Origin of the sequence: Vannielia litorea, from assembly GCF_018424695.1 — a bacterium.
GTDB lineage: Bacteria > Pseudomonadota > Alphaproteobacteria > Rhodobacterales > Rhodobacteraceae > Vannielia > Vannielia litorea_A.
This window is the reverse complement of sequence record NZ_QTNQ01000008.1, coordinates 22,383-40,067: the sequence shown is the minus strand read 5'-3', so window position 1 is coordinate 40,067 and position 17,685 is coordinate 22,383. Positions and strand designations below refer to the sequence as shown.

Sequence of the window (17,685 nt, the reverse complement as noted above, 5' to 3'; positions counted from 1 at the left end):
GACCCGCGACCTCTTGGCCAGACGTGGAGGCCGAGGGTCAGGCCCGGGGCGCCAATCGCTCAGATTTCGACGAAGACCCGACCGCCATCGACTTTGACAGGATAGGTACACAGGTTTTCGCAGGCCGGGGGCGTTTCGACCTCACCGGATGTGCAGTCGAAGATCGAGGAATGCTTGGGGCATTCGATGGTCGCCTCGACCACCAGACCATCCTCGAGGTGCACATCCTCGTGGGTGCACAACCCATCGGTGCAGTAGTAATTATCCTCGTGATCGCGGATGATGACGAAGGTCCGCGCCCCGTGATCGAAGCGGATCACGTCCTCGGCGTCCACATCACCCGTTGCGCAGGCGTCTACCCATTCTGCCATGATAAGTCTCCTCGTGTGGTCTCAGGCGGCCTTTGCGGCCGGCCCTTCGTGATAGGGGTTTGCGGTCTCCGGCAGCGGGCGCCGGAGGTAGAAATCGGGGTCTTTGCGCTGCCGCCAGAGCGCGGGCAGCATCTGAGCGTAGCCATCCAGGAAAGAGGTGTTCGGTGCCGGGAAGTCGTGGCGGCAGATCTCGTGCAGTTCGGGCAGCTTGTAGTAGGGTACGAGCGGGAACATGTGGTGTTCGACGTGGTAGTTCATGTTCCAGTAGATGAAGCGGCTGACCGGGTTCATATAGACCGTCCGGCTGTTCATGCGGTGATCCAACACGTTGTCGGCCAGCCCGCCATGCTGCAGCCAGCCGCACAGCACCATGTGCCAGCAACCATACAGACGCGGCAGACCGATCAGCAGCACGGGAATCCAGCTTTGAAAGACCAGCGCGGCGGCGATGGTTGCAGCGTAAATCGCCAGCCAGATGCGCGCGGTGCGGATGGTCTTGGCGTGGAACGACTCGGCCACGTAATCTGCCTCATCCGGCAGGATATGACCTGCGGCGTGCCGGATCATCCGTTTCACACCGTCGATCACATCCAGAATGCCCACCAGATTCGCCGCCATCTTGAGCATGTCGACGGGCCGCATGATCGCCACTTCGGGGTCACGGCCGACGATGACCGTGTCGGAATGGTGCCGAGCATGGCCGAACTTCCAGCAGGACGGATCGCGGACCATGCAGAAGCACGCGACCTGGTAGACGACCATGTTCATCCAGCGGGTCTTGAAGGCAGACCCATGACCGCACTCATGCCACCTGCTGTCCATTGCCGAGCCATAGAGCACGCCATAGGCCAGCCAGAACGGCGCGGACCACCAGCTGGGCATCAGCGCAATGGCTGTGGCGGCGAACACCGCCATCAGCCCGAAAAGGACACCCGTGTCGCGGATCGCGGGCTGGTCGGCCCGCTTCATCAGCGCTTTCATGACCTTTCGGTCGATGGGTGTGCGATACCAGTCCTCCGTGACCAAACCTTTGGCCACGGCGCTTTGCGCATCCGGTCCCAGAAGATCATAGTCACGGGGCACGGGATCAGATCTCCTGCGGTTTGAAATCGGCAGGGGCAGACGGCATCACGCCCTTCAGCAGGTCCACGGATTTCTCCAGGCCTTCGAGCGAGTTCAGCAGCACATCCTCGTGTTCGATCGACAGCCAGCCGTCGTAACCGCCCATCTTGAGCCGATAGCAGAACTGCCGCCACCATTCCTCGCCATGGCCAAAGCCCAGCGTGATGTAGGACCACGAGCGCGCCGGGATATCCATGAGCGAGCCATTTTCCAGAAGAGACGTAGTCGCCTGCTTGGGTGCGTTCAGGAAGGTGTCCTTGGCATGGACGTGATACACGGCTTCGCCCAGTACCTCGGCAGCGATCAGGGGATCGGCGCCCATCCAGAACAGGTGACTTGGGTCGAGGTTCGCGCCAATCACCGGGCCAACAGCCTCGCGTAGTTTGAACAGTGAGGGCACGTTGTAGACGCACTGGTTGCCGTGCAGTTCAAGCGCGATCTGCTCGACGCCGTGCTCTTTGCAGAGCGCAACGATCTCGGTCCAGAACGGGATCAGCTTTTCTTCCCACTGGTATTTGAGCATGATCTGCGTTTCCGGCGGCCAGCTGCTGACAACCCAGTTCGGCATCACGTCATTTGCCGAGCCTGCGGGCAGGCCCGACATGGTGCAGACTTTCTTGACGCCCATTTCACCGGCCAGGCGAATGGTCTTTTTCAGATCCTCGCCCTGCTTGGGATCGGTCGGGTGCAGCGGGTTGCCGTTGGCGTTGAAGGAGATAATCTCCAGCCCTCGTCGGTCGAATTCGTCCATGAACGCCTTCTGAGCGGACCCATTGCCGAGCAGATCGTCCATGCGGCAATGCGGGGCAGTCGACCAGCCACAGGTGTTGACCTCGATACCGCTGACGCCCATGCGCTGCGCGTTGTCCATCATTTCGGCAAAGGACATGCCACCGAGGCTATCGGATACGAAACCCAGCTTCATTGGTAGAACTCCGGCTTGGAGATGAGGGTGATGTCTTCGCGCGAGCCGTCGGCCAGTGCCCGCGCACCGGCCTCGGCGATCACGGCAGCAGCGTAGCCGTCCCATGCCGACGAAGCGATTTCGGGGTAGTCGCCGCCCTGCGCCCAGTTCACAAAGGCGCGGTTCTGTTGGCGATAAGCCTCGGCATAACGGTCGCGCCAGTCGGGGTCGTGGCCCAGCGACTTTGCGGCGTCCTGATCCATGCGGGTATAGCTGACATGGTTGGTCGAGATCGTGCCGGTCTCCCCCACCAGCTCTGCCTTGACGTCATAGCCATAGGCGGCGTTGTTGTTGACCTCGACGGTGACGATCTGATCATCGGCAGTCGTCAAGACCATGACGACGGGGGCCACCAGCGTGTCAGAGCGTTTCGGCTGCGATGCAGCAATGGACGTCACCTCGGTGTCCAGCAGGTAGCGCATGACGTCAAATTCATGCGGGGCAGAGTTGGTGATCGCCATGGCGCCAGTGAAATCGGCGGCAGGTGTTGCGACGTTGCGGTGCCAGTTGTGCAGCATCAGCGCGCGGCCGATCTTTCCCGACTTGAGTGCGGCGCGCATCTGCAGGTAGGCCGGGTCATAGCGGCGCATGAAACCCAGCATGATGAATTTCTCGCCTGCGGCCTCTTCGGCCTTCATCACCTCTAGGCATTCGGGCGAGGACTGCGACAAGGGCTTTTCGCACATCACTTTCTTGCCTGCTTTGATACAGGCAAGGCTCAGGGGCGCGTGTGTGAAATCAGGAGATGCAACAATCACGGCGTCAACGTCATTGCGTGCGATGGTCGCTTCGGGATCAGTGGCAGAGTCCGCGCCATATTGGTCGGCGATGGATTTGGCGCGGGCGCCGTCCATGTCGCAAACCACCTGAAGGTGTGCGCCGGGCAGGTCCTCGGCGACGATACGGGCATGATCGGCGCCCATGAGGCCTGCGCCGATGACGGCAATTCGAAGGGTCATTCTACAAGGTCTTTCCCGAAAGCGCAGATGTGCGCGGTGGTCAACTTCCTCTCATCGCGCCCCGGGCTTGATCCGGAGCCTCTGGGAGGATTGCGGTAGAGCTCCCGGGTCAAGCCCGGGACGGGTGTTTCAGTGGGCCGGTTCCGGCTGCGTGCTCAATGCGCCGGTTCCGGCACGTGGCCGTCATGGGTTTCCATGTAGCCTTCGATATTCGCTTCGAGATCGGCCATGGATTCACCGCCCGCCATCAGGTCGGCAATCTCTTCGCGGGTCTTTTCGCCCTTGCGGAAGTCGGCGGCGATGGCGCCACGTATCAGAACCGCAAAGTGGTCGCCCACGGCCATCGCGTGCATGACCTGGTGGGTGATGAAGATCACCGCCAACCCGCGCCTCTTGGCCTCGTTCACGATGCGCAGAACGTGGGCGGCCTGTTTCACACCCAAAGCAGCGGTCGGTTCGTCAAGGATCAGCACGCGTGCGCCGAAATACACAGCACGGGCAATGGCCAGCGATTGACGCTCGCCCCCCGACAGGCCGCCGACCAGACGGTCGCCATCGGTGATGCGGGTGATACCCATCTTCTGGACCTCATCCACGGCGATGCGGTTGGCCTTTTGGCGGTCGAAGACCTTGAAAGGGCCAACACCTTTGGTGGGCTCGTTCCCGGCAAAGAAGTTGCGCCCCACGGACATCAGCGGATAGGTCCCGCCGAACTGGTGCACCGTCGCGATGCCCATATCCTGCGCTTCACGTGGGCGATTGAAACTGACTGGCTTGCCATCCATCAGCATCTCGCCCCGGGTGGGCTGGTGCACGCCGGACATCGTCTTGATCAGCGTCGATTTGCCGGCACCGTTGTCGCCGAGCAGGCAGAGCACTTCGCCTTCGTTGACCTTCAGGCTGATTTCGTGAAGCACATCGATCGGGCCAAAGCTCTTGTCGACCTTGCGCATTTCGAGAACTGGGGTTTTGTCGGACATCGTTCAAGCCCTCACTTTTTCTTGGTGGTCGACGCGCTGGTCGCCAGGTTACGGAAGGTGTCGTTCATCAGAACTGCCACCAACAGCAGCGCCCCGATGAAGAGCATATTCAGGTCCTTGTCGAAGGCAGTGAAGTTTATCCCCTGGAACACGATGCCAAAGGTCAGCGTGCCAAAGACCACGCCAGTCACCGTGCCAAAGCCCCCGGTCAACAGAACCCCGCCGACGACGACACAGATAATGGTGTTGAAGATCATGCCGAATTGCGTCGTTGTACTGGCGGTGTTGGCCAGAACAGCCTCGGTCATGCCGACAAGCGCAGCCGCCATGGCCGACAGCATGAACAGCGCGATCTTCAGGCGGTTGGTCGGGATACCCGCATTGCGCGCGGCTTCCTGGTCACCACCCATGGCAAAGATCCAGTTCCCCCACGGGCTGACATGCAGCACGAAGAAACAGCCCACAGCAACCGCGATCCAGATGAAGAAGGAGCTTTGCAGGCTCTGGAAGATGGTGAAGGCGCTGTCTTCGGAGCCGATCTTCAGCGTATGATAGTCGCCCATCAGGAACTCGGAGACCACGCCCGCATCGGGCAGGCTGTGCTGGGTGGTGCCGGCGATCTGTTTGGAGATGTAGGCGTTGAGACCCGCGATCACGAAGAGCGTGGCCAGGGTGACGATGAGCGAGGGCACGTTGGTGCGGGTCACCAGCATGCCGTTCATCCAGCCGATGGCCCCGGCGACGGCGAAGCTGATGAGCACCCCGAGCCAGATGTTGAGCCCGAAGGTCTCGGTGGACATGGCGAGCACGATGCCGCCTGCGGGAATGAGCGCGCCGATGGAGATATCGAGCTCGCCTGCGATCATAAGGAAGCCGATCGGGATGGCGATGATGCCGACCTTGGAGGCGAAGTTGAGCCAGGTCGAGGAGCCGAGCGGGGTGAGGAAGTTCTTGTCCCAGCCGAACCAGGCGAAGAACAGGAAGATCAGGATGAAGCCCGCTGCCGCGCCCGCGTCGGGGCGCCGGAACAGGCTGAGAAGCGATAAGCCGCCGCCGGACGTCGACGCTGTGTCGGGCCCGGTGCTCTTGCTTTCGGTGTTGGTTGCGTCCGCCATTTTGATGGCTCCCCCAGGGTGGCTTGCTCTGGCGCGGGTGCTGCCGCGCGGGTGAGTGTTGCCCCCGGCCGGATCGATCGGCCGGGAGCGGGTTGGGTCAGATCAGCGGGCGCCCAGTTCTGCGCCAGCCTTCACCGCGTCGACGTTGGAGGCGTCGATGATCGCCGGACCGGTCAGGACCGGATCGGTAGAGATCTCGGTGCCAAACTTCAGGTTGGCGAAGAGCATCGAGGTGGCCAGGAAGCCCTGAAGGTAGGGCTGTTGGTCGATGGCCATCTTCTGGGTGCCGGCGGAGATGCGCTCCAGCGAGGCGGGCGAGAAGTCGAAGGCCGAGACCATGATGTCGAGGCCGGTCTGCTCCACCGCGTTCGCCCCTGCGGCGGCACCGAAGTCGGCGCAGGAGACCATCGCATCGATGGTGTCGTCACCGATGAACTCGGCCTTCAGCGCCTCGGCAGTGCCGGTCACGTCGCCATCGAGGTTGGCGGGGGTGCTGAGCACGGTCACCTTGGCCCCGGCTTCGGTGGCACCATCGGTCACGCCCTTGCAGCGCTCTTCGAGGTTGATCGCGCCGGGCACCTGAATGTGGCAGAGGATGTGCTTGGCACCCTGCTCGGCGAGATACTTGCCGCCGCCAAAGCCCGCCTCGTACTCGTCGGAGCCGAAGTAGTTGATGGCGCTGATGTCGTCCTTCACCGGCAGACCGGAGTTGTACTGCATGATCTTGATGCCCTGCTCGGCAGCGGCCTGAAGCGCGGGGATCTGCGCATCGGGCACCCAGACCGGGATGGCGATGCCGTCGACGCCCTGTGCGACAGCCTGATTGATCAGGGTCACAAGATCGGGGCCGAAGTTCTCGTAGTTCTGGGTGCGTAGGTACTGCACGGTGCCGCCGTTGGCCTCGACCATGTGGGTCGCGTCATCAACGCCCTTCTTGATCTTGTCCATGAAGGCATCTTCGACCGAACCGGCGATCACGGCGATATCCTGCGCCACCGCGCCGGTGGCCATCAGTGCCGCGATGGCCGCGGTTGTCAGCGTCTTGGTCAAATTCATGTCGGTCTCCTCCTCATTAATCCGTCTCCTCGACGGTTCGACATTGGTTAAGGCCGGGCAGCGGCTTGCACCGCAGGGGCCGGGGTCTTCTTTCGTGTGACCATCGAGAGTGCCAACGAACGGAAGCTTTCATTCATGGCGACAGCAATCAGCAACGTTGCGCCAATGATCAGGTTCGACCAGTTGCGGTCGATCTCGGTGAAATAGATGCCCTGGTTGACCACTGCGAAGGTCAGCGTGCCGACAAAGATGCCGATCACCGACCCGAAGCCGCCGGTCAGAAGCGTGCCGCCGACGACGACGCTAACGATCACGTTGAAGATGATCCCCATGCCGCCTGACACCTGCGCGGAGTTGAAGAGGATCGCCTGGCACATGCCGACGAACGTCGCGGCGGTGGCGGAGAGGATGAAAAGCGTGATGGTCATACGGTCCACCGGGATACCGGCATTGCGCGCGCTGTCACGGTCGCCGCCCATGGCGAACAGCCAGTTGCCAAAGCGTTGCTTGTGCACGACAAACCAGAACACGACCGCCGTGATGATCCACCAGATGATGATGACCTGATGGCTCGCGCCCAGCAGGCTGCCGAAGGCGAACTTGGCCCAGCTGGGCGCTGTCACGGCAACGCTCGCCGCGCCGGTCAGCAGCTTGGAGGCGGTCAGGACAATGCCCTGCATCGCCACTAGCGTGCCCAGCGTGATGATCAGCGAGGGCACCGTGGTACGGATTGTCAGCATGCCGTTGATGGTGCCGACAATCACGCCAAGCCCCAGCGCTGCGATCATGCCAAACATGATCGGCAGCTCGTAATGGCCCGACACGATGGCGACGGTCATCGACCCCGCCGGGATCATCGCGCCGATGGAAATGTCCAACTCGCCAGCGATCATCAAGAGGCCCACCGGTATGGCCACAATGCCCATATTGGCGGCGAAGTTCACCCAGCTGGCCGCGCCCATCAGGGCCACAAGATCGACCCCGCCGAAGACCACGAAAAACAGCAGGATGCCGACAAGGCTGAGAACAGCTCCCGCACCGGGCTGGCGGAGGAAGTTTCCGAATGCATCCCGCATGGCTCAGCCCGCCTTTTTCTTGGTTGCATAGGACAGCGCCAGATTGCGGAAGCTGTCATTCGACATCACAGCGATCAGCAGCAGCGCGCCGATTATGATCGAGCCGTAGTTCGGATCGATCCCGGAAAAGAAGATGCCTTGGTTCACGATTGCAAAGGTCAACGTGCCCAGCACGATGCCGATCACCGACCCTGCCCCTCCGGTCAGCAGCACCCCGCCGATAACCACGCACATGATCGAGTTGAAGATGAACGCCTGCCCCGCTGCGACCTGCGCACTGCCAAAGGTCAGAACCTGGCTGACACCGACGAAGGCCGCAGCAAACCCGCTCAGCATATAGAGGCCGATGGTGGTGCGGGCGACGGGGATACCCGCGTTGCGCGCGCTTTCGCGGTCACCGCCAAGGGCGAAGATCCAGTTCCCCCAGGGTGAAACGTGCAGGAAGAAATAAATCAGCCCGGCAAAGCCCAGCCACCAAAAGATCGTGGCGCGGAACATGAAGTTGATGGAGGAGCCCAGCAGCGCCTTGGCCGAGGGGTCCGGCGTCATGAAGACCCCGGTCGATCCGGCAATCATGACCGTGAAGCCCAGCGTCAGGCCCATGGTGCCAAACATCGTGCCGATGGTGATGATCAGCGACGGGATCGAGGTGCGGGTGACCAGCTGGCCGTTGACGAAGCCGACGCAAACCCCCACCGCCAGCCCGGCGAAAACGCCGTACCATGTGGGCATGTCGTAGTGGCCAGAGACCAACGCCGTGGTCAGCGCCGCTGCCGGAACGACTGCGCCCACCGAAATGTCCAGTTCACCGGCGATCATCAGCAGGCCGACAGGCAGGGCGATGATGCCAACCTCGGCCGCCATCGTCAGGAAGGCGGACCAGCCCGGTGCGCCCAGGAAGACCGCGCCGCCAAGCGAGGCGAAGAAAATGTAGACCACGACCGTGCCGATCAGCGTGCCGAATTCGGGGCGTCGGATCAGCTTGCCGAGGGTGTCGGCCAGATCGCTGGTATTGGTCGTTTCAGAAGCCATGGCCCCAAGGTCCTCGCGTCAAGCTGGGTCCCGCATGCATCGGGCCGCGCAGGTGTGCGCGCGGCCCGGTCTCTGGATCGGTCAGCGTGTGCCCTGCGAAGCACCGGCCATCGTCGCCTCGATGTTCGAGGCATCGACAACGCCCGGACCGGTCAGGATTTCGCGCGTCGGGATCGACAGGCCATAGTTGATGTGGCCGTTCAGGATCGACACGGCATAGAAGCCCTGCTGATAACCCTGCTGGTCGATGGCACAGCTTTGCTGGCCCTGCGAAATCTGGTTCAGGATTGCTTCGTCGAAGTTGATACCGCAGACCTGCACTTGACCGGCTTTGCCCGCCTGCTGGATGCCCTGCACGATGCCGACAGCGTCGAGGTTCGCGGTGGCAAACACAGCGTCGATGTCGGGGTTCTGCAGCAAATGCGCGCGCACCGCCTGCGCCACGGCGGTCACATTACCCTGCGCGGTCGCCGGGAGCGGCATGGTCGAGGCGCTCTGGCCCGCGTTTTCCATGCCCTCGGCAAAACCGTTGCAGTAGTCTTCGATGTTCGCGGCGCCCGGCAGCGAGTTCACACAAAGACCATTGGTTGCTCCGTTATTGCCCAGCCATTCGCCGCCCGCGACACCGGCCAGATAGTCAACCGCGCCGACATAGTTCAGCGCGCCCAGGCGGTCTGCAGCCTCGATGCCACCAGCGTTGTAGATGACCAGCGGGATGCCCGCATCGACAACCGACTGGAAGGCCGGATCCATCGCCTCCGGCACCCAGTTCGGGCCGACAACACCGGTTGCGCCCTGGTCGATGGCCTGACGGATCAGCTCTGCCGCGTCGACACCGAGGTTGTCGTAGTTCTGCGGGCCAAGCCAGGTGACCTTGCCGCCCTGTGCTTCGACGACGATGCCGGCATCCTCGGCACCGCGCTTGACGATCGACCAGAAGGGATCGTCGGGCTTGCCGCCGATGACAAAAATGTTTGCGCCTTCGGCATCTGCCATGCCTGCGCCCAGTGCCATGACGGCTGCAGTGGCAAGGATTTTGGTCAGTTTCATGTGGGTCTCCTCCCGATGTGCCGCGCGTTGCGGCTAATGATAACGCTTGGGGTCATTCGGCCCGCCTCCTCGCGGACCGATCCGCTTATTCCGCCGGTGTCGCCTTGGCCTGTTTGGCCTTCAGACGATCCTTCTTGGCGCGGAAACGGGCCTTCATCTGCTCGTCGGCATCCTTGGAGCCGTCGTGCCAGGTGCCGAACCATTTATCGAGCGGGACAAGCCCCTCACCGCCGTAGTTCACCTCGAAATACTTGTGATGCAGGTAGTGGGCGTAGGCGTGGCTGTTCATCGCCTTGCTGCCCGCTTCGCCGTCGAATTCGAGCTTCTCGAAGCCGATATGCCCGTTGATCGCGCCATAGGCGGTCGAATTCAGCTGGAACAGCGCCACGATTGGGTTGGACGGGATCAACAGGTGCCACAGCATCTCCGAGAAGAAGAAGAAGCCTTCGACCGGGTGCATGGACATGGACGACCACGGGCTCGGGTTGATGGAGTTGTGGTGAATTGAGTGGATCCATTTGTAAAGCGGCTGCTGGTGGATAAGCCAGTGAATGCAGAAGAAGTGGACCTCGTGGATCGCGGGCACCAGCAGCGTCAGCACGACCAGCCACAGCCAGTGTTGGTCCCAGCCCAGCCACGCAAAGGCATGGTAGCCATTGGCGTAGCACCAGAAGAAGAACACCTGGATCAGCGTCCACAGCGGGATCGACATGAAGAAGCTGCGCAGGAAGTTGTCGAGGTTCTGGGATTTGAACCAGAACACGTCAGACGGGTTCTCGGATGGGAACTTAGCGTTGTACTTGAACCGCGTGCCCTGGATGCGCTTGACGTAGTAGAACACCTCGACCGAGCCATACATCACGAAGATGCCGCCCGCGTTGATCGCATAAAGGATCGCGACCCACTTCCACGACCACGTCGCGAAGTCGGCGATGTTAGGCTGGATGATCAGGAACCAGTAGATCAGCGTGACCGCCATGTGAAAGGCGTTCCATGGCCACAGATATTCAACCAAGAAATGGCCCATCTTGCCCCAGCGCCCTTGCCAGAACGGTGCGATCTGAAGCGACTTGTTGGGCGCCCAGTTGCCGCGCTTGTCGCGTGTGCCGTATTGCAGGTCGTCCATATCTGCATCCCTCCCAGAGGCGGCGACCGGACCTGAATTGGTGTCACCGCGACGCAGATTTCCTTGACAGATTGATCCAGATCAAATCAAGCTATCCCAAATTCAGCAGCATCTTTCGTATCATTTTAAGTCATCGACGCTGCATTTTGATACGAAATGAAACGAGGTCACCCGATGAAGCGACCAACGATCCCGGATCTGGCCGAAGCGGCGGGTGTCTCCGTGTCAACAGTAAACCGTGTCTTGAACCAACCCGACTCAGTCCGGCAGCCGACACGCGAACGGGTGATGTCTGCCGCCGAGGAAATCGGCTTTTACGGGCTGGGCACGATCCAGCATTCCGTGCGCGCCGGGCAGCAGACCCACCGTCTGGGGATCCTTCTGCAGCAGGAGGGACGCACCTTCTACAACAACCTCGGCTCGGCCCTGCGGCAGGCGGCCTCGGCGCAGGCCGGGTGCTCGGTCGAGCTGACACTGAGCTACATGGACGACCTGTCCCCCGACAAGGTCGCCGCCCAACTGGCGGCCTTGTCCGAAAAGGTGGACTCGATCGCATTGGTCGCCGCCCAACATCCCCTGGTCGCCGATGCCATCGATACTGTCATGGCGCGCGGCGTGCCCGTCACCGCCATCATCGCGCCGCTGTCCGCCTCGGGCAATGTCAGCTTTGTCGGGTTGGATAACTGGAAGGTCGGGCGCACCGCCGCATGGGCTTTTGTCAACATCGTCAAGCAACCGGGCGAGATCGGCATCCTTCATGGCAACCACCGCTACCGGAACCAGGAAATGAACGAGAGCGGGTTCCGCTCGTATTTCCGCGAACACGACCGCACCTTCACTTTGCTCGAACCCGTCGCCACCTACGAATCCGCTGCCGCCGCGCGCGAGCTGGTCGAAGGCCTGCTCAAAGAGCATCCAGACCTGTGCGGGCTGTTCATATCTGGCGGCGGGATCACCGGCGCCATCGCGGCATTGCGTGACATGCCCCATCGCAGGGACTTCGTCGCGGTCGGATATGAACTGTTCGATGCCACCCGCTCAGCGCTTATCGACGGCACGCTCAGCATGGTCATCTCCCATCCGATGCAGACACTCGCGACCGAGACCATTTCGACCATGATTAAGGCAAAACAGTCCGGTGCCGATGGCGGAGCACAACGCGTCGCCTTGAGTTTTGAAATCTATACTCCGGAAAACGTTTAAGACCCTGTCGCCGTGCACACTTCCGATTGCTCAAACTTCACAAGCCAGGTGGCGCAGAAGCGTCTGCGTTGCAGAACAAACCAGGTCCGTCGAAAACGACACGGTGTATTTCAAGTGTAACTTGGACCCGAACGTATCGGGTATGTTCAGACGCCGATCAATGGCCGGCAGACTAGACGCCTCGACATAATAGCGAGATTCCACGAGCTGTCGGTTCGCAAGCTAAACACGTCATCATCTGGACCCGCGGCGAAGGCTCACTCCGAAAGCTGCTCATCCTCGATCAGGAGCAAGCCCTCCGCGACCAGGGCCGGGCGTTCGCTGCCCTTGATTTCGATGGTCGAGGTTAGCGCCAACTGCGTTCCCTGCCCGCGCCGGGTCGCGGCGGCGACCGTCTGGACCAAGCGGACGTGGCTGTCCGCCGGCACCGGCGCGGTGAAGCGCACACGGTCATAGCCGTAGTTCAATCCGGCGCCCCGCCGCTCGATCCTGAATAACTGGCGTTGCAGGCGTGGGATAAGAGAGAGCAGGAAGAGGCCATGAGCTATCGTCTTGCCGCCCGGCTGCTCGCGGGCGGCGCGGTCCACGTCGATGTGGATCCAGTGGTCATCGCCGGTGAGCTCGGCGAAGGCATCAATCTGCGCCTGGGTGATCTCCATCCACTCCGTCGCGCCGAGCGGCTTGCCCGTGTGCGGCTCCAGATCCATCGCGGTTTCGACTGTGACCATGCCCGGTTTCCTCCCCTGTGCGCCGCCGGTCAGCGGGTAATGAGTGAATAAATTATAATTACAATTTTAAGCTTGCGCAACCGCCCCGACTCGGCGCAGGTAAAGGGGACGAAAGCGGAAAGGAGGCTGCTGATGGCCGGGACTCTGGGTCATATCAAGGTACTCGATTTCAGCCGCGTCTTCGCCGGGCCCTGGGCCGCGCAGATGCTGGCGGATTTTGGTGCCGAAGTGATCAAGGTGGAGCATGTGAAAGGCGGCGACGATGTGCGCCGCATGGGCGTGCCGCATCTGGGAGCAGACGGCGAACCCACGGGCGAGACCTCCTCCTTTCTGGCGATGAACCGGGGCAAGCGCTCGGTCGCGCTCGACCTCAAGCACCCCGAGGGGCAGGCGCTGGCGAAGCGGCTCATCGCCGAGGCAGACGTGTTGATCGAAAACTTCAAGACCGGAACCCTCGCCCGCTTCGGCCTCGACTATGCCGCGGTGGCCGAGATCAACCCCCGCCTCATCTACTGTTCGATCACGGGCTTCGGCCAAACCGGGCCGATGGCGCATCTGCCGGGCTACGACCCGATCTTCCAGGCCATGTCCGGCCTGCTCAGCATGACCGGCACCGACGATGGCCAACCGGGTGCCGGGCCGGCGCTGGTGGGCTATTCGATCTCCGACATCACCGCAGGACAATATGCCGTCTCTGCCATTCTCGCCGCGCTCAACCACCGCGACGCGGTTTCGGGCGAGGGCCAGTTCATCGACATCGCCCTGCTCGACACGCAGATCCACGCCGCCTCGCACATGGCAATGAACTACCTCTCTTCGGGCAGGCTGCCGCGCCGCAACGGCACGGCCTCGCAGATCACCTGCCCTTGGCAGGCCTTCGACTGCGCCGACCGACCGATCATGATCGCCATCGGCAACGATCCCCAGTTCTCCCGCTTCTGCGAATACCTTGGCCTCGATGGCGTAGCGACTGACCCGCGCTTCGCCACCAACCTCGCGCGTGTCACCCACGCCGATACTCTGGTGCCAATGATTGCCGCCAAGCTTTCCGAAAAGCAGGCCGACAGCTGCTATGCCGAGCTGGAGGCCATCGGCATCCCGGCCGGACCGCTGAACAGTTTCGAGGATGTCTTTGCCTTGGAGCAGGTGAAGGAGCGCGAGCTCCTGAAAGCGCTCGATCACCCGAATGCGGGTCGCGTGCGCTACGTCGGCAACCCGGTGCGCTTCTCAAAGACCACGGCAGACGACGGCCGCCACCCGCCGCTCCATGGCGAGCATACCGACGAGGTTCTGCGCGAGCTGGGCCTCGGCCTGGATGACCTGGCCGCGGTCCGCGCTGCGGGCGCGGTGAAATAGGAGGCCCGAGATGGCGGATGGATTGGTCGAGGAGTGGGTCGAAAACGCCCGGATGATCGTGGAGAGCGCGCGGGCAATTGTTCCGGCCGATGGCGCGCTTGACCGGGTGCGCAAGGCGCGGTTCGATGGGCCAGGCTACGACCGCGCGGTGATGGCCGAGGCGGGTGAACTCGGGCTCTTCCTGATGCGCGTAGGCGAGGAGGCTGGTGGCCTTGGGCTTGGCATGCGCGAGACCTGTGAGCTGGCACGGGTCCTGGGGCGCGGGTTGCTGCCGGAGCCGGTGCTGCCGGCGATCATGGCGGGTGCGCTTCTGCAGGAGCACATGCCCGAAGCGGCGATGAAGGGCGATCAGGTTATTACCTGGGCATGGCAGGATGCGCCCGGCGCGCTGACATGGCAGGGTGCAGGGCGCAAGCTTGCTGTTCAGGGGGCGACGGGGGCCGATCTCTTTGCAGTCGTGAGCGGTGACGGACTCGCCCTGCTGCCGCGCGACGCGGTTACGCTCAATGCCGCCGAAACGCTCGACGGTGGCCAGCTTTGCAGCATCAGCTATGCCGCACCGGACGCGCAGCACCCGTGCCCAGCGGCGCAGTCGGTGCTGGAAGATGCAACGCTCGCCCATTCGGCCTACCTTCTCGGTCTCTCCGAGCGGGCGCTGGAGATTACCCTCGACTACCTGCGCGTCCGCAAGCAGTTCGACCGTCCCATCGGCAGCTTTCAGTCGCTCCAGCACCGGGCCACCGAGATCAAGGTGAGCCTGGAACTGTCGCGCGCCGCGATCTTCGCCACCGCCCGCCGGTTCGACACCGGCGCCGATGCGCTCACCCGGGCGCGAGGCGCGGCGCGAGTCAAGCTGCGGGCCGCCGAACTGGCGATGCACGTCAGCCGCGAGGCAATCCAGATGCACGGTGCCATGGGCATCACCGACGAGGCCGACATCGGGCTTTTCGTCCGCAAGGCGATGGCCGAGGCCAACCTCTTTGGCGCGCCCCGCGTGCTTCGCGCCCGGCTGGCCGAGTTGCTCGACGAAGGAGAGGCCGCATGAAGGATCTGCCCGATTTCAACGCGATGAGCGACGCCGACTTCCGCACACTGGCTCGCGACTTCGTAGAAACCAACTATCCCGACATCCCGCGCTACAGCCTCAGCCGGCTGCATTGGGAAGACGTGAAGCCCTGGTATCTCGTGCTCTCCGAACACGGCTGGATTTGCCCCACATGGCCGCGCCAGCATGGCGGCATGGGGCTCACGGCGGGCAAGCACCTGATCCTGATCGAGGAGTTCGAACGCTTCGGCGCCGCCCGGGTCAACGACATTGGCCCGGTCATGCTGGGCCCGCTCCTGTTGAAATACGGCACCGAGGCGCAGAAGGCGGAGTTTTTACCAAAGATCCTCTCGGGCGAACACGTCTGGGCGCAGGGCTATTCCGAACCCGGCGCGGGGTCGGATCTCGCCGCCGTGCGCTGCGAGGCGGTGCTGGACGGCGATGAATGGGTGATCAACGGCCAGAAGACCTGGTGCACGCTGGGGATGGATGCCAACTGGATCTTCATCCTCGCCCGAACCGACAAGACGGTGAAGAAGCAAGCGGGCATATCCTTCCTTCTGGTTCCGATGGACGCGCCGGGCGTGACCACCCGCAACATCGAGAATCTCGAGCGTGAGGCCGAGTTTTGCGAGGTTTTCTTTGACGACGTGCGCGTGCCCGCCGATTACATCGTCGGCGGTGTCAACGAGGGCTGGACGGCGGCCAAGGCGCTGCTCGGGCACGAGCGCGTCTTCATCGGCGCCCCGCGTCTCTCCTCCGCCGCCATGACCCGGCTGAAGCGCATCGCGCTCAGGGCCGGGGCCTGGCACGATCCGGTGTTCCGCGATCGCTACGTGGCGCTGCAATCCGATGTGGCCGACCTCGGCGATCTTTTTGAAACCTATGTCGACATGCTGCGCGACGGCCGCCCCATAGGCGCCGACGTTGCGATGCTGAAGATTTTCCAGAGCGAGCTGTACCAGCGCATCTCTGAACTGATGATGGAAGTGGCCGGCGAAGATGCAGGGTTGGCCCAGCCCCCCGAGGCTGACCGCCAGCTTCACGCCGCCGCCACCTGGCTTTCGGCACGCCCGACCACGATCTTTGGCGGCTCGACTGAGATCATGCGTAACATGCTGGCCAAGGCGATTCTCGACCTACCCAGCTGAGCATCTCGCAAGCCTCTGATAAGGCTTCAAAACCAATAAAAGTATAAAATTGACTTTTAGTGTGAGGTCCGCTTAAGATGCCCCGAGCGGCGTCTGCCACGGCACACACCGTCCGACAAATCAATCGGAGCAAAGGGAGGATACGATTTGCTGCGCTCTACCTTCATGAAGGCAACGGCCATGTCCGTTGCGATGTTTGCCGGCCAGGCCCTCTGGGCCCAGGACTCGGCGCTGCCCAAGTCCATGGTCTGGACATCCTACGACCTCGGGTCCACCGGCTACGTCGAAGCCTCGGCCATGGCCGACGCGCTCGACAAGCAATTCGGCACCACCGTCCGGATCACTCCCTCGGGCACCGGCATCGGGCGGCTTCTGCCGCTGAAGACCAAGCGCGCCAATTTCGGCTTCATGGGCAACGAGATCCTCTTTGCCGCCGAGGCCAGCTACGAGTTTGCCGCCAAGGACTGGGGCCCGCAGGACACCCGTGTGCTGCTTGGTCGCCCCGCTGCCGTGGGCCTCATCACCGGGCTCGACACCGAGATCCAGACGGTCGCCGATGTGCGCGGCAAGAAGGTTGGCTACGTGCAGGCGAACCCGTCCATCGACATGAACATCGCGGCTGAGCTGGCATTTGGCGGGCTCACCAAGGATGACATCGAAGCTGTGACCTACCCGGGCTACGGCGCCATGGTGCAGGGCTTTATCGCGGGGGAGATCGACGTTGTGACCGTGACCCCCACCGTGGCCGCGCTGCGCGAGGCCGAAGGCGGGCGCGGTGTGCGCTGGCTGGACATGCCGGGCTCGGACGAGGAAGGCTGGGCGCGGGTCCGTGAAAGCGCGCCCGTGTTCTCGCCCACCCAGATGACCGTTGGCGTGAGCATTTCCGAGGATGATCCGGCGGACCTGCTGGGCTACCGCTACCCACAGCTCGCCACCTATGCCGATGTCAGCGATGACGAGGTTTACGCCCTGATCAAGGCGCTCGACGAGAGCTATGACCTGTTCAAGGACGGCAACCAGGTGATGAACCGGTGGAACCTCGAAGATGCTGGCACCTCCCCTGCCGGTGCGCCCTTCCACCCCGGTGCAATCAAGTATCTGCGCGAAAAGGGTGTGTGGGACGCGGAAGATGACGCGTGGAACGAGGCGCGGCTGGCTGAGCTGGAGCAGATCAAGGCTGCATGGCCCGAAGCGCTGGCAAAGGCCGATGCCGAAGGCGTCTCCGACGAGGACTGGCCCGCCTATTGGGAGGCCTACAAGGCTGACATGCTCAACTGAGCCACTCGGGCACCCCTGCCCCCAGACCGGGGTGCCCGATGACGGCGGCGGCGCGAAGGCCGGTCTTTCGCAC

General features: G+C 62.6%; 17 protein-coding genes. 5 read left to right on the top strand and 12 right to left on the bottom strand.

Annotated elements, in window-relative coordinates; translation table 11 throughout:
• Nucleotides 1-59 precede the first annotated feature (59 nt).
• The 11 genes from DYI42_RS04690 to DYI42_RS04640 all read right to left on the bottom strand — a co-directional run bounded on the left by DYI42_RS04690 (nt 60) and on the right by DYI42_RS04640 (nt 10,851).
• Nucleotides 60-371, bottom strand: coding sequence for a MocE family 2Fe-2S type ferredoxin (locus tag DYI42_RS04690; protein ID WP_213544765.1), 312 nt, complete (start codon nt 369-371; stop codon nt 60-62).
• Nucleotides 372-392: 21 nt separating this feature from the next.
• A complete protein-coding gene (locus tag DYI42_RS04685; RefSeq protein ID WP_213544764.1) occupies nt 393-1,454 on the bottom strand; it encodes a fatty acid desaturase in 1,062 nt (353 codons plus the stop codon).
• Between the two features lie 4 nt (nt 1,455-1,458).
• Complete coding sequence (locus DYI42_RS04680) at nt 1,459-2,418, bottom strand: sugar phosphate isomerase/epimerase family protein (RefSeq protein ID WP_213544763.1); 960 nt, start codon at nt 2,416-2,418, stop codon at nt 1,459-1,461.
• Nucleotides 2,415-3,416, bottom strand: coding sequence for a Gfo/Idh/MocA family oxidoreductase (locus tag DYI42_RS04675; RefSeq protein WP_213544762.1), 1,002 nt, complete (start codon nt 3,414-3,416; stop codon nt 2,415-2,417). The genes DYI42_RS04680 and DYI42_RS04675 overlap by 4 nt, the downstream gene beginning before the upstream one ends.
• Before the next feature lie 155 nt (nt 3,417-3,571).
• Nucleotides 3,572-4,396, bottom strand: a complete 825-nt coding sequence (locus DYI42_RS04670) for an ATP-binding cassette domain-containing protein (RefSeq protein ID WP_213544761.1) — start codon at nt 4,394-4,396, stop codon at nt 3,572-3,574.
• Nucleotides 4,397-4,407: 11 nt separating this feature from the next.
• Entirely contained in the window at nt 4,408-5,511 is a 1,104-nt protein-coding gene (locus tag DYI42_RS04665; protein WP_213544760.1) for an ABC transporter permease, read from the bottom strand.
• Nucleotides 5,512-5,613: 102 nt separating this feature from the next.
• Nucleotides 5,614-6,567 (bottom strand): substrate-binding domain-containing protein, encoded by a 954-nt coding sequence (locus DYI42_RS04660; protein ID WP_213544759.1) that lies wholly within the window; start codon nt 6,565-6,567, stop codon nt 5,614-5,616.
• Between the two features lie 47 nt (nt 6,568-6,614).
• Nucleotides 6,615-7,643 carry an ABC transporter permease gene (locus tag DYI42_RS04655; RefSeq protein WP_213544758.1) on the bottom strand — a complete coding sequence of 343 codons (1,029 nt, stop codon included), beginning with the start codon at nt 7,641-7,643 and terminating at the stop codon, nt 6,615-6,617.
• A gap of 3 nt (nt 7,644-7,646) precedes the next feature.
• Nucleotides 7,647-8,675, bottom strand: coding sequence for an ABC transporter permease (locus tag DYI42_RS04650; protein ID WP_213544757.1), 1,029 nt, complete (start codon nt 8,673-8,675; stop codon nt 7,647-7,649).
• Between the two features lie 81 nt (nt 8,676-8,756).
• Nucleotides 8,757-9,725, bottom strand: a complete 969-nt coding sequence (locus tag DYI42_RS04645) for a substrate-binding domain-containing protein (RefSeq protein ID WP_213544756.1) — start codon at nt 9,723-9,725, stop codon at nt 8,757-8,759.
• An 85-nt stretch (nt 9,726-9,810) separates the two neighbouring features.
• Nucleotides 9,811-10,851, bottom strand: a complete 1,041-nt coding sequence (locus tag DYI42_RS04640) for a sterol desaturase family protein (RefSeq protein WP_213544755.1) — start codon at nt 10,849-10,851, stop codon at nt 9,811-9,813.
• A 174-nt stretch (nt 10,852-11,025) separates the two neighbouring features.
• Here DYI42_RS04640 and DYI42_RS04635 point away from each other — a divergent pair, with 174 nt between their 5' ends.
• Nucleotides 11,026-12,054, top strand: coding sequence for a substrate-binding domain-containing protein (locus DYI42_RS04635; protein ID WP_213544754.1), 1,029 nt, complete (start codon nt 11,026-11,028; stop codon nt 12,052-12,054).
• Between the two features lie 257 nt (nt 12,055-12,311).
• Here the strand turns inward: DYI42_RS04635 and DYI42_RS04630 are convergent, their stop codons facing one another.
• Nucleotides 12,312-12,782 carry a MaoC family dehydratase gene (locus DYI42_RS04630; protein ID WP_213544753.1) on the bottom strand — a complete coding sequence of 157 codons (471 nt, stop codon included), beginning with the start codon at nt 12,780-12,782 and terminating at the stop codon, nt 12,312-12,314.
• A gap of 132 nt (nt 12,783-12,914) precedes the next feature.
• Between DYI42_RS04630 and DYI42_RS04625 the strand changes: the two genes are divergently transcribed.
• The 4 genes from DYI42_RS04625 (at nt 12,915) to DYI42_RS04610 (ending at nt 17,612) form a co-directional block, all read left to right on the top strand.
• On the top strand, nt 12,915-14,138 hold the full coding sequence (locus DYI42_RS04625; RefSeq protein WP_213544752.1) for a CaiB/BaiF CoA transferase family protein: 1,224 nt from the start codon (nt 12,915-12,917) through the stop codon (nt 14,136-14,138).
• A 10-nt stretch (nt 14,139-14,148) separates the two neighbouring features.
• The gene (locus tag DYI42_RS04620) at nt 14,149-15,183 is read left to right on the top strand and encodes an acyl-CoA dehydrogenase family protein (RefSeq protein ID WP_213544751.1); all 1,035 of its coding nucleotides are present in this window, start codon (nt 14,149-14,151) and stop codon (nt 15,181-15,183) included.
• Nucleotides 15,180-16,334: an acyl-CoA dehydrogenase family protein gene (locus DYI42_RS04615; RefSeq protein ID WP_213544750.1), complete on the top strand. Its 1,155-nt coding sequence runs from the start codon at nt 15,180-15,182 to the stop codon at nt 16,332-16,334. Before DYI42_RS04620 ends, DYI42_RS04615 begins: the two co-directional genes overlap by 4 nt.
• Nucleotides 16,335-16,481: 147 nt before the next feature.
• Complete coding sequence (locus DYI42_RS04610) at nt 16,482-17,612, top strand: TAXI family TRAP transporter solute-binding subunit (RefSeq protein ID WP_213544749.1); 1,131 nt, start codon at nt 16,482-16,484, stop codon at nt 17,610-17,612.
• Nucleotides 17,613-17,685 lie beyond the last annotated feature (73 nt).

What these genes read in the sequence shown, in the direction of transcription:
- DYI42_RS04650 (WP_213544757.1), bottom strand. Translation starts at nt 8,675, where the DNA reads ATGGCTTCTGAAACGACCAATACCAGCGATCTGGCCGACACCCTCGGC.
- DYI42_RS04660 (WP_213544759.1), bottom strand. Translation starts at nt 6,567, where the DNA reads ATGAATTTGACCAAGACGCTGACAACCGCGGCCATCGCGGCACTGATG.
- DYI42_RS04665 (WP_213544760.1), bottom strand. Translation starts at nt 5,511, where the DNA reads ATGGCGGACGCAACCAACACCGAAAGCAAGAGCACCGGGCCCGACACA.
- DYI42_RS04645 (WP_213544756.1), bottom strand. Translation starts at nt 9,725, where the DNA reads ATGAAACTGACCAAAATCCTTGCCACTGCAGCCGTCATGGCACTGGGC.
- DYI42_RS04625 (WP_213544752.1), top strand. Translation starts at nt 12,915, where the DNA reads ATGGCCGGGACTCTGGGTCATATCAAGGTACTCGATTTCAGCCGCGTC.
- DYI42_RS04675 (WP_213544762.1), bottom strand. Translation starts at nt 3,416, where the DNA reads ATGACCCTTCGAATTGCCGTCATCGGCGCAGGCCTCATGGGCGCCGAT.
- DYI42_RS04680 (WP_213544763.1), bottom strand. Translation starts at nt 2,418, where the DNA reads ATGAAGCTGGGTTTCGTATCCGATAGCCTCGGTGGCATGTCCTTTGCC.
- DYI42_RS04670 (WP_213544761.1), bottom strand. Translation starts at nt 4,396, where the DNA reads ATGTCCGACAAAACCCCAGTTCTCGAAATGCGCAAGGTCGACAAGAGC.
- DYI42_RS04635 (WP_213544754.1), top strand. Translation starts at nt 11,026, where the DNA reads ATGAAGCGACCAACGATCCCGGATCTGGCCGAAGCGGCGGGTGTCTCC.
- DYI42_RS04630 (WP_213544753.1), bottom strand. Translation starts at nt 12,782, where the DNA reads ATGGTCACAGTCGAAACCGCGATGGATCTGGAGCCGCACACGGGCAAG.
- DYI42_RS04615 (WP_213544750.1), top strand. Translation starts at nt 15,180, where the DNA reads ATGAAGGATCTGCCCGATTTCAACGCGATGAGCGACGCCGACTTCCGC.
- DYI42_RS04655 (WP_213544758.1), bottom strand. Translation starts at nt 7,643, where the DNA reads ATGCGGGATGCATTCGGAAACTTCCTCCGCCAGCCCGGTGCGGGAGCT.
- DYI42_RS04640 (WP_213544755.1), bottom strand. Translation starts at nt 10,851, where the DNA reads ATGGACGACCTGCAATACGGCACACGCGACAAGCGCGGCAACTGGGCG.
- DYI42_RS04620 (WP_213544751.1), top strand. Translation starts at nt 14,149, where the DNA reads ATGGCGGATGGATTGGTCGAGGAGTGGGTCGAAAACGCCCGGATGATC.
- DYI42_RS04690 (WP_213544765.1), bottom strand. Translation starts at nt 371, where the DNA reads ATGGCAGAATGGGTAGACGCCTGCGCAACGGGTGATGTGGACGCCGAG.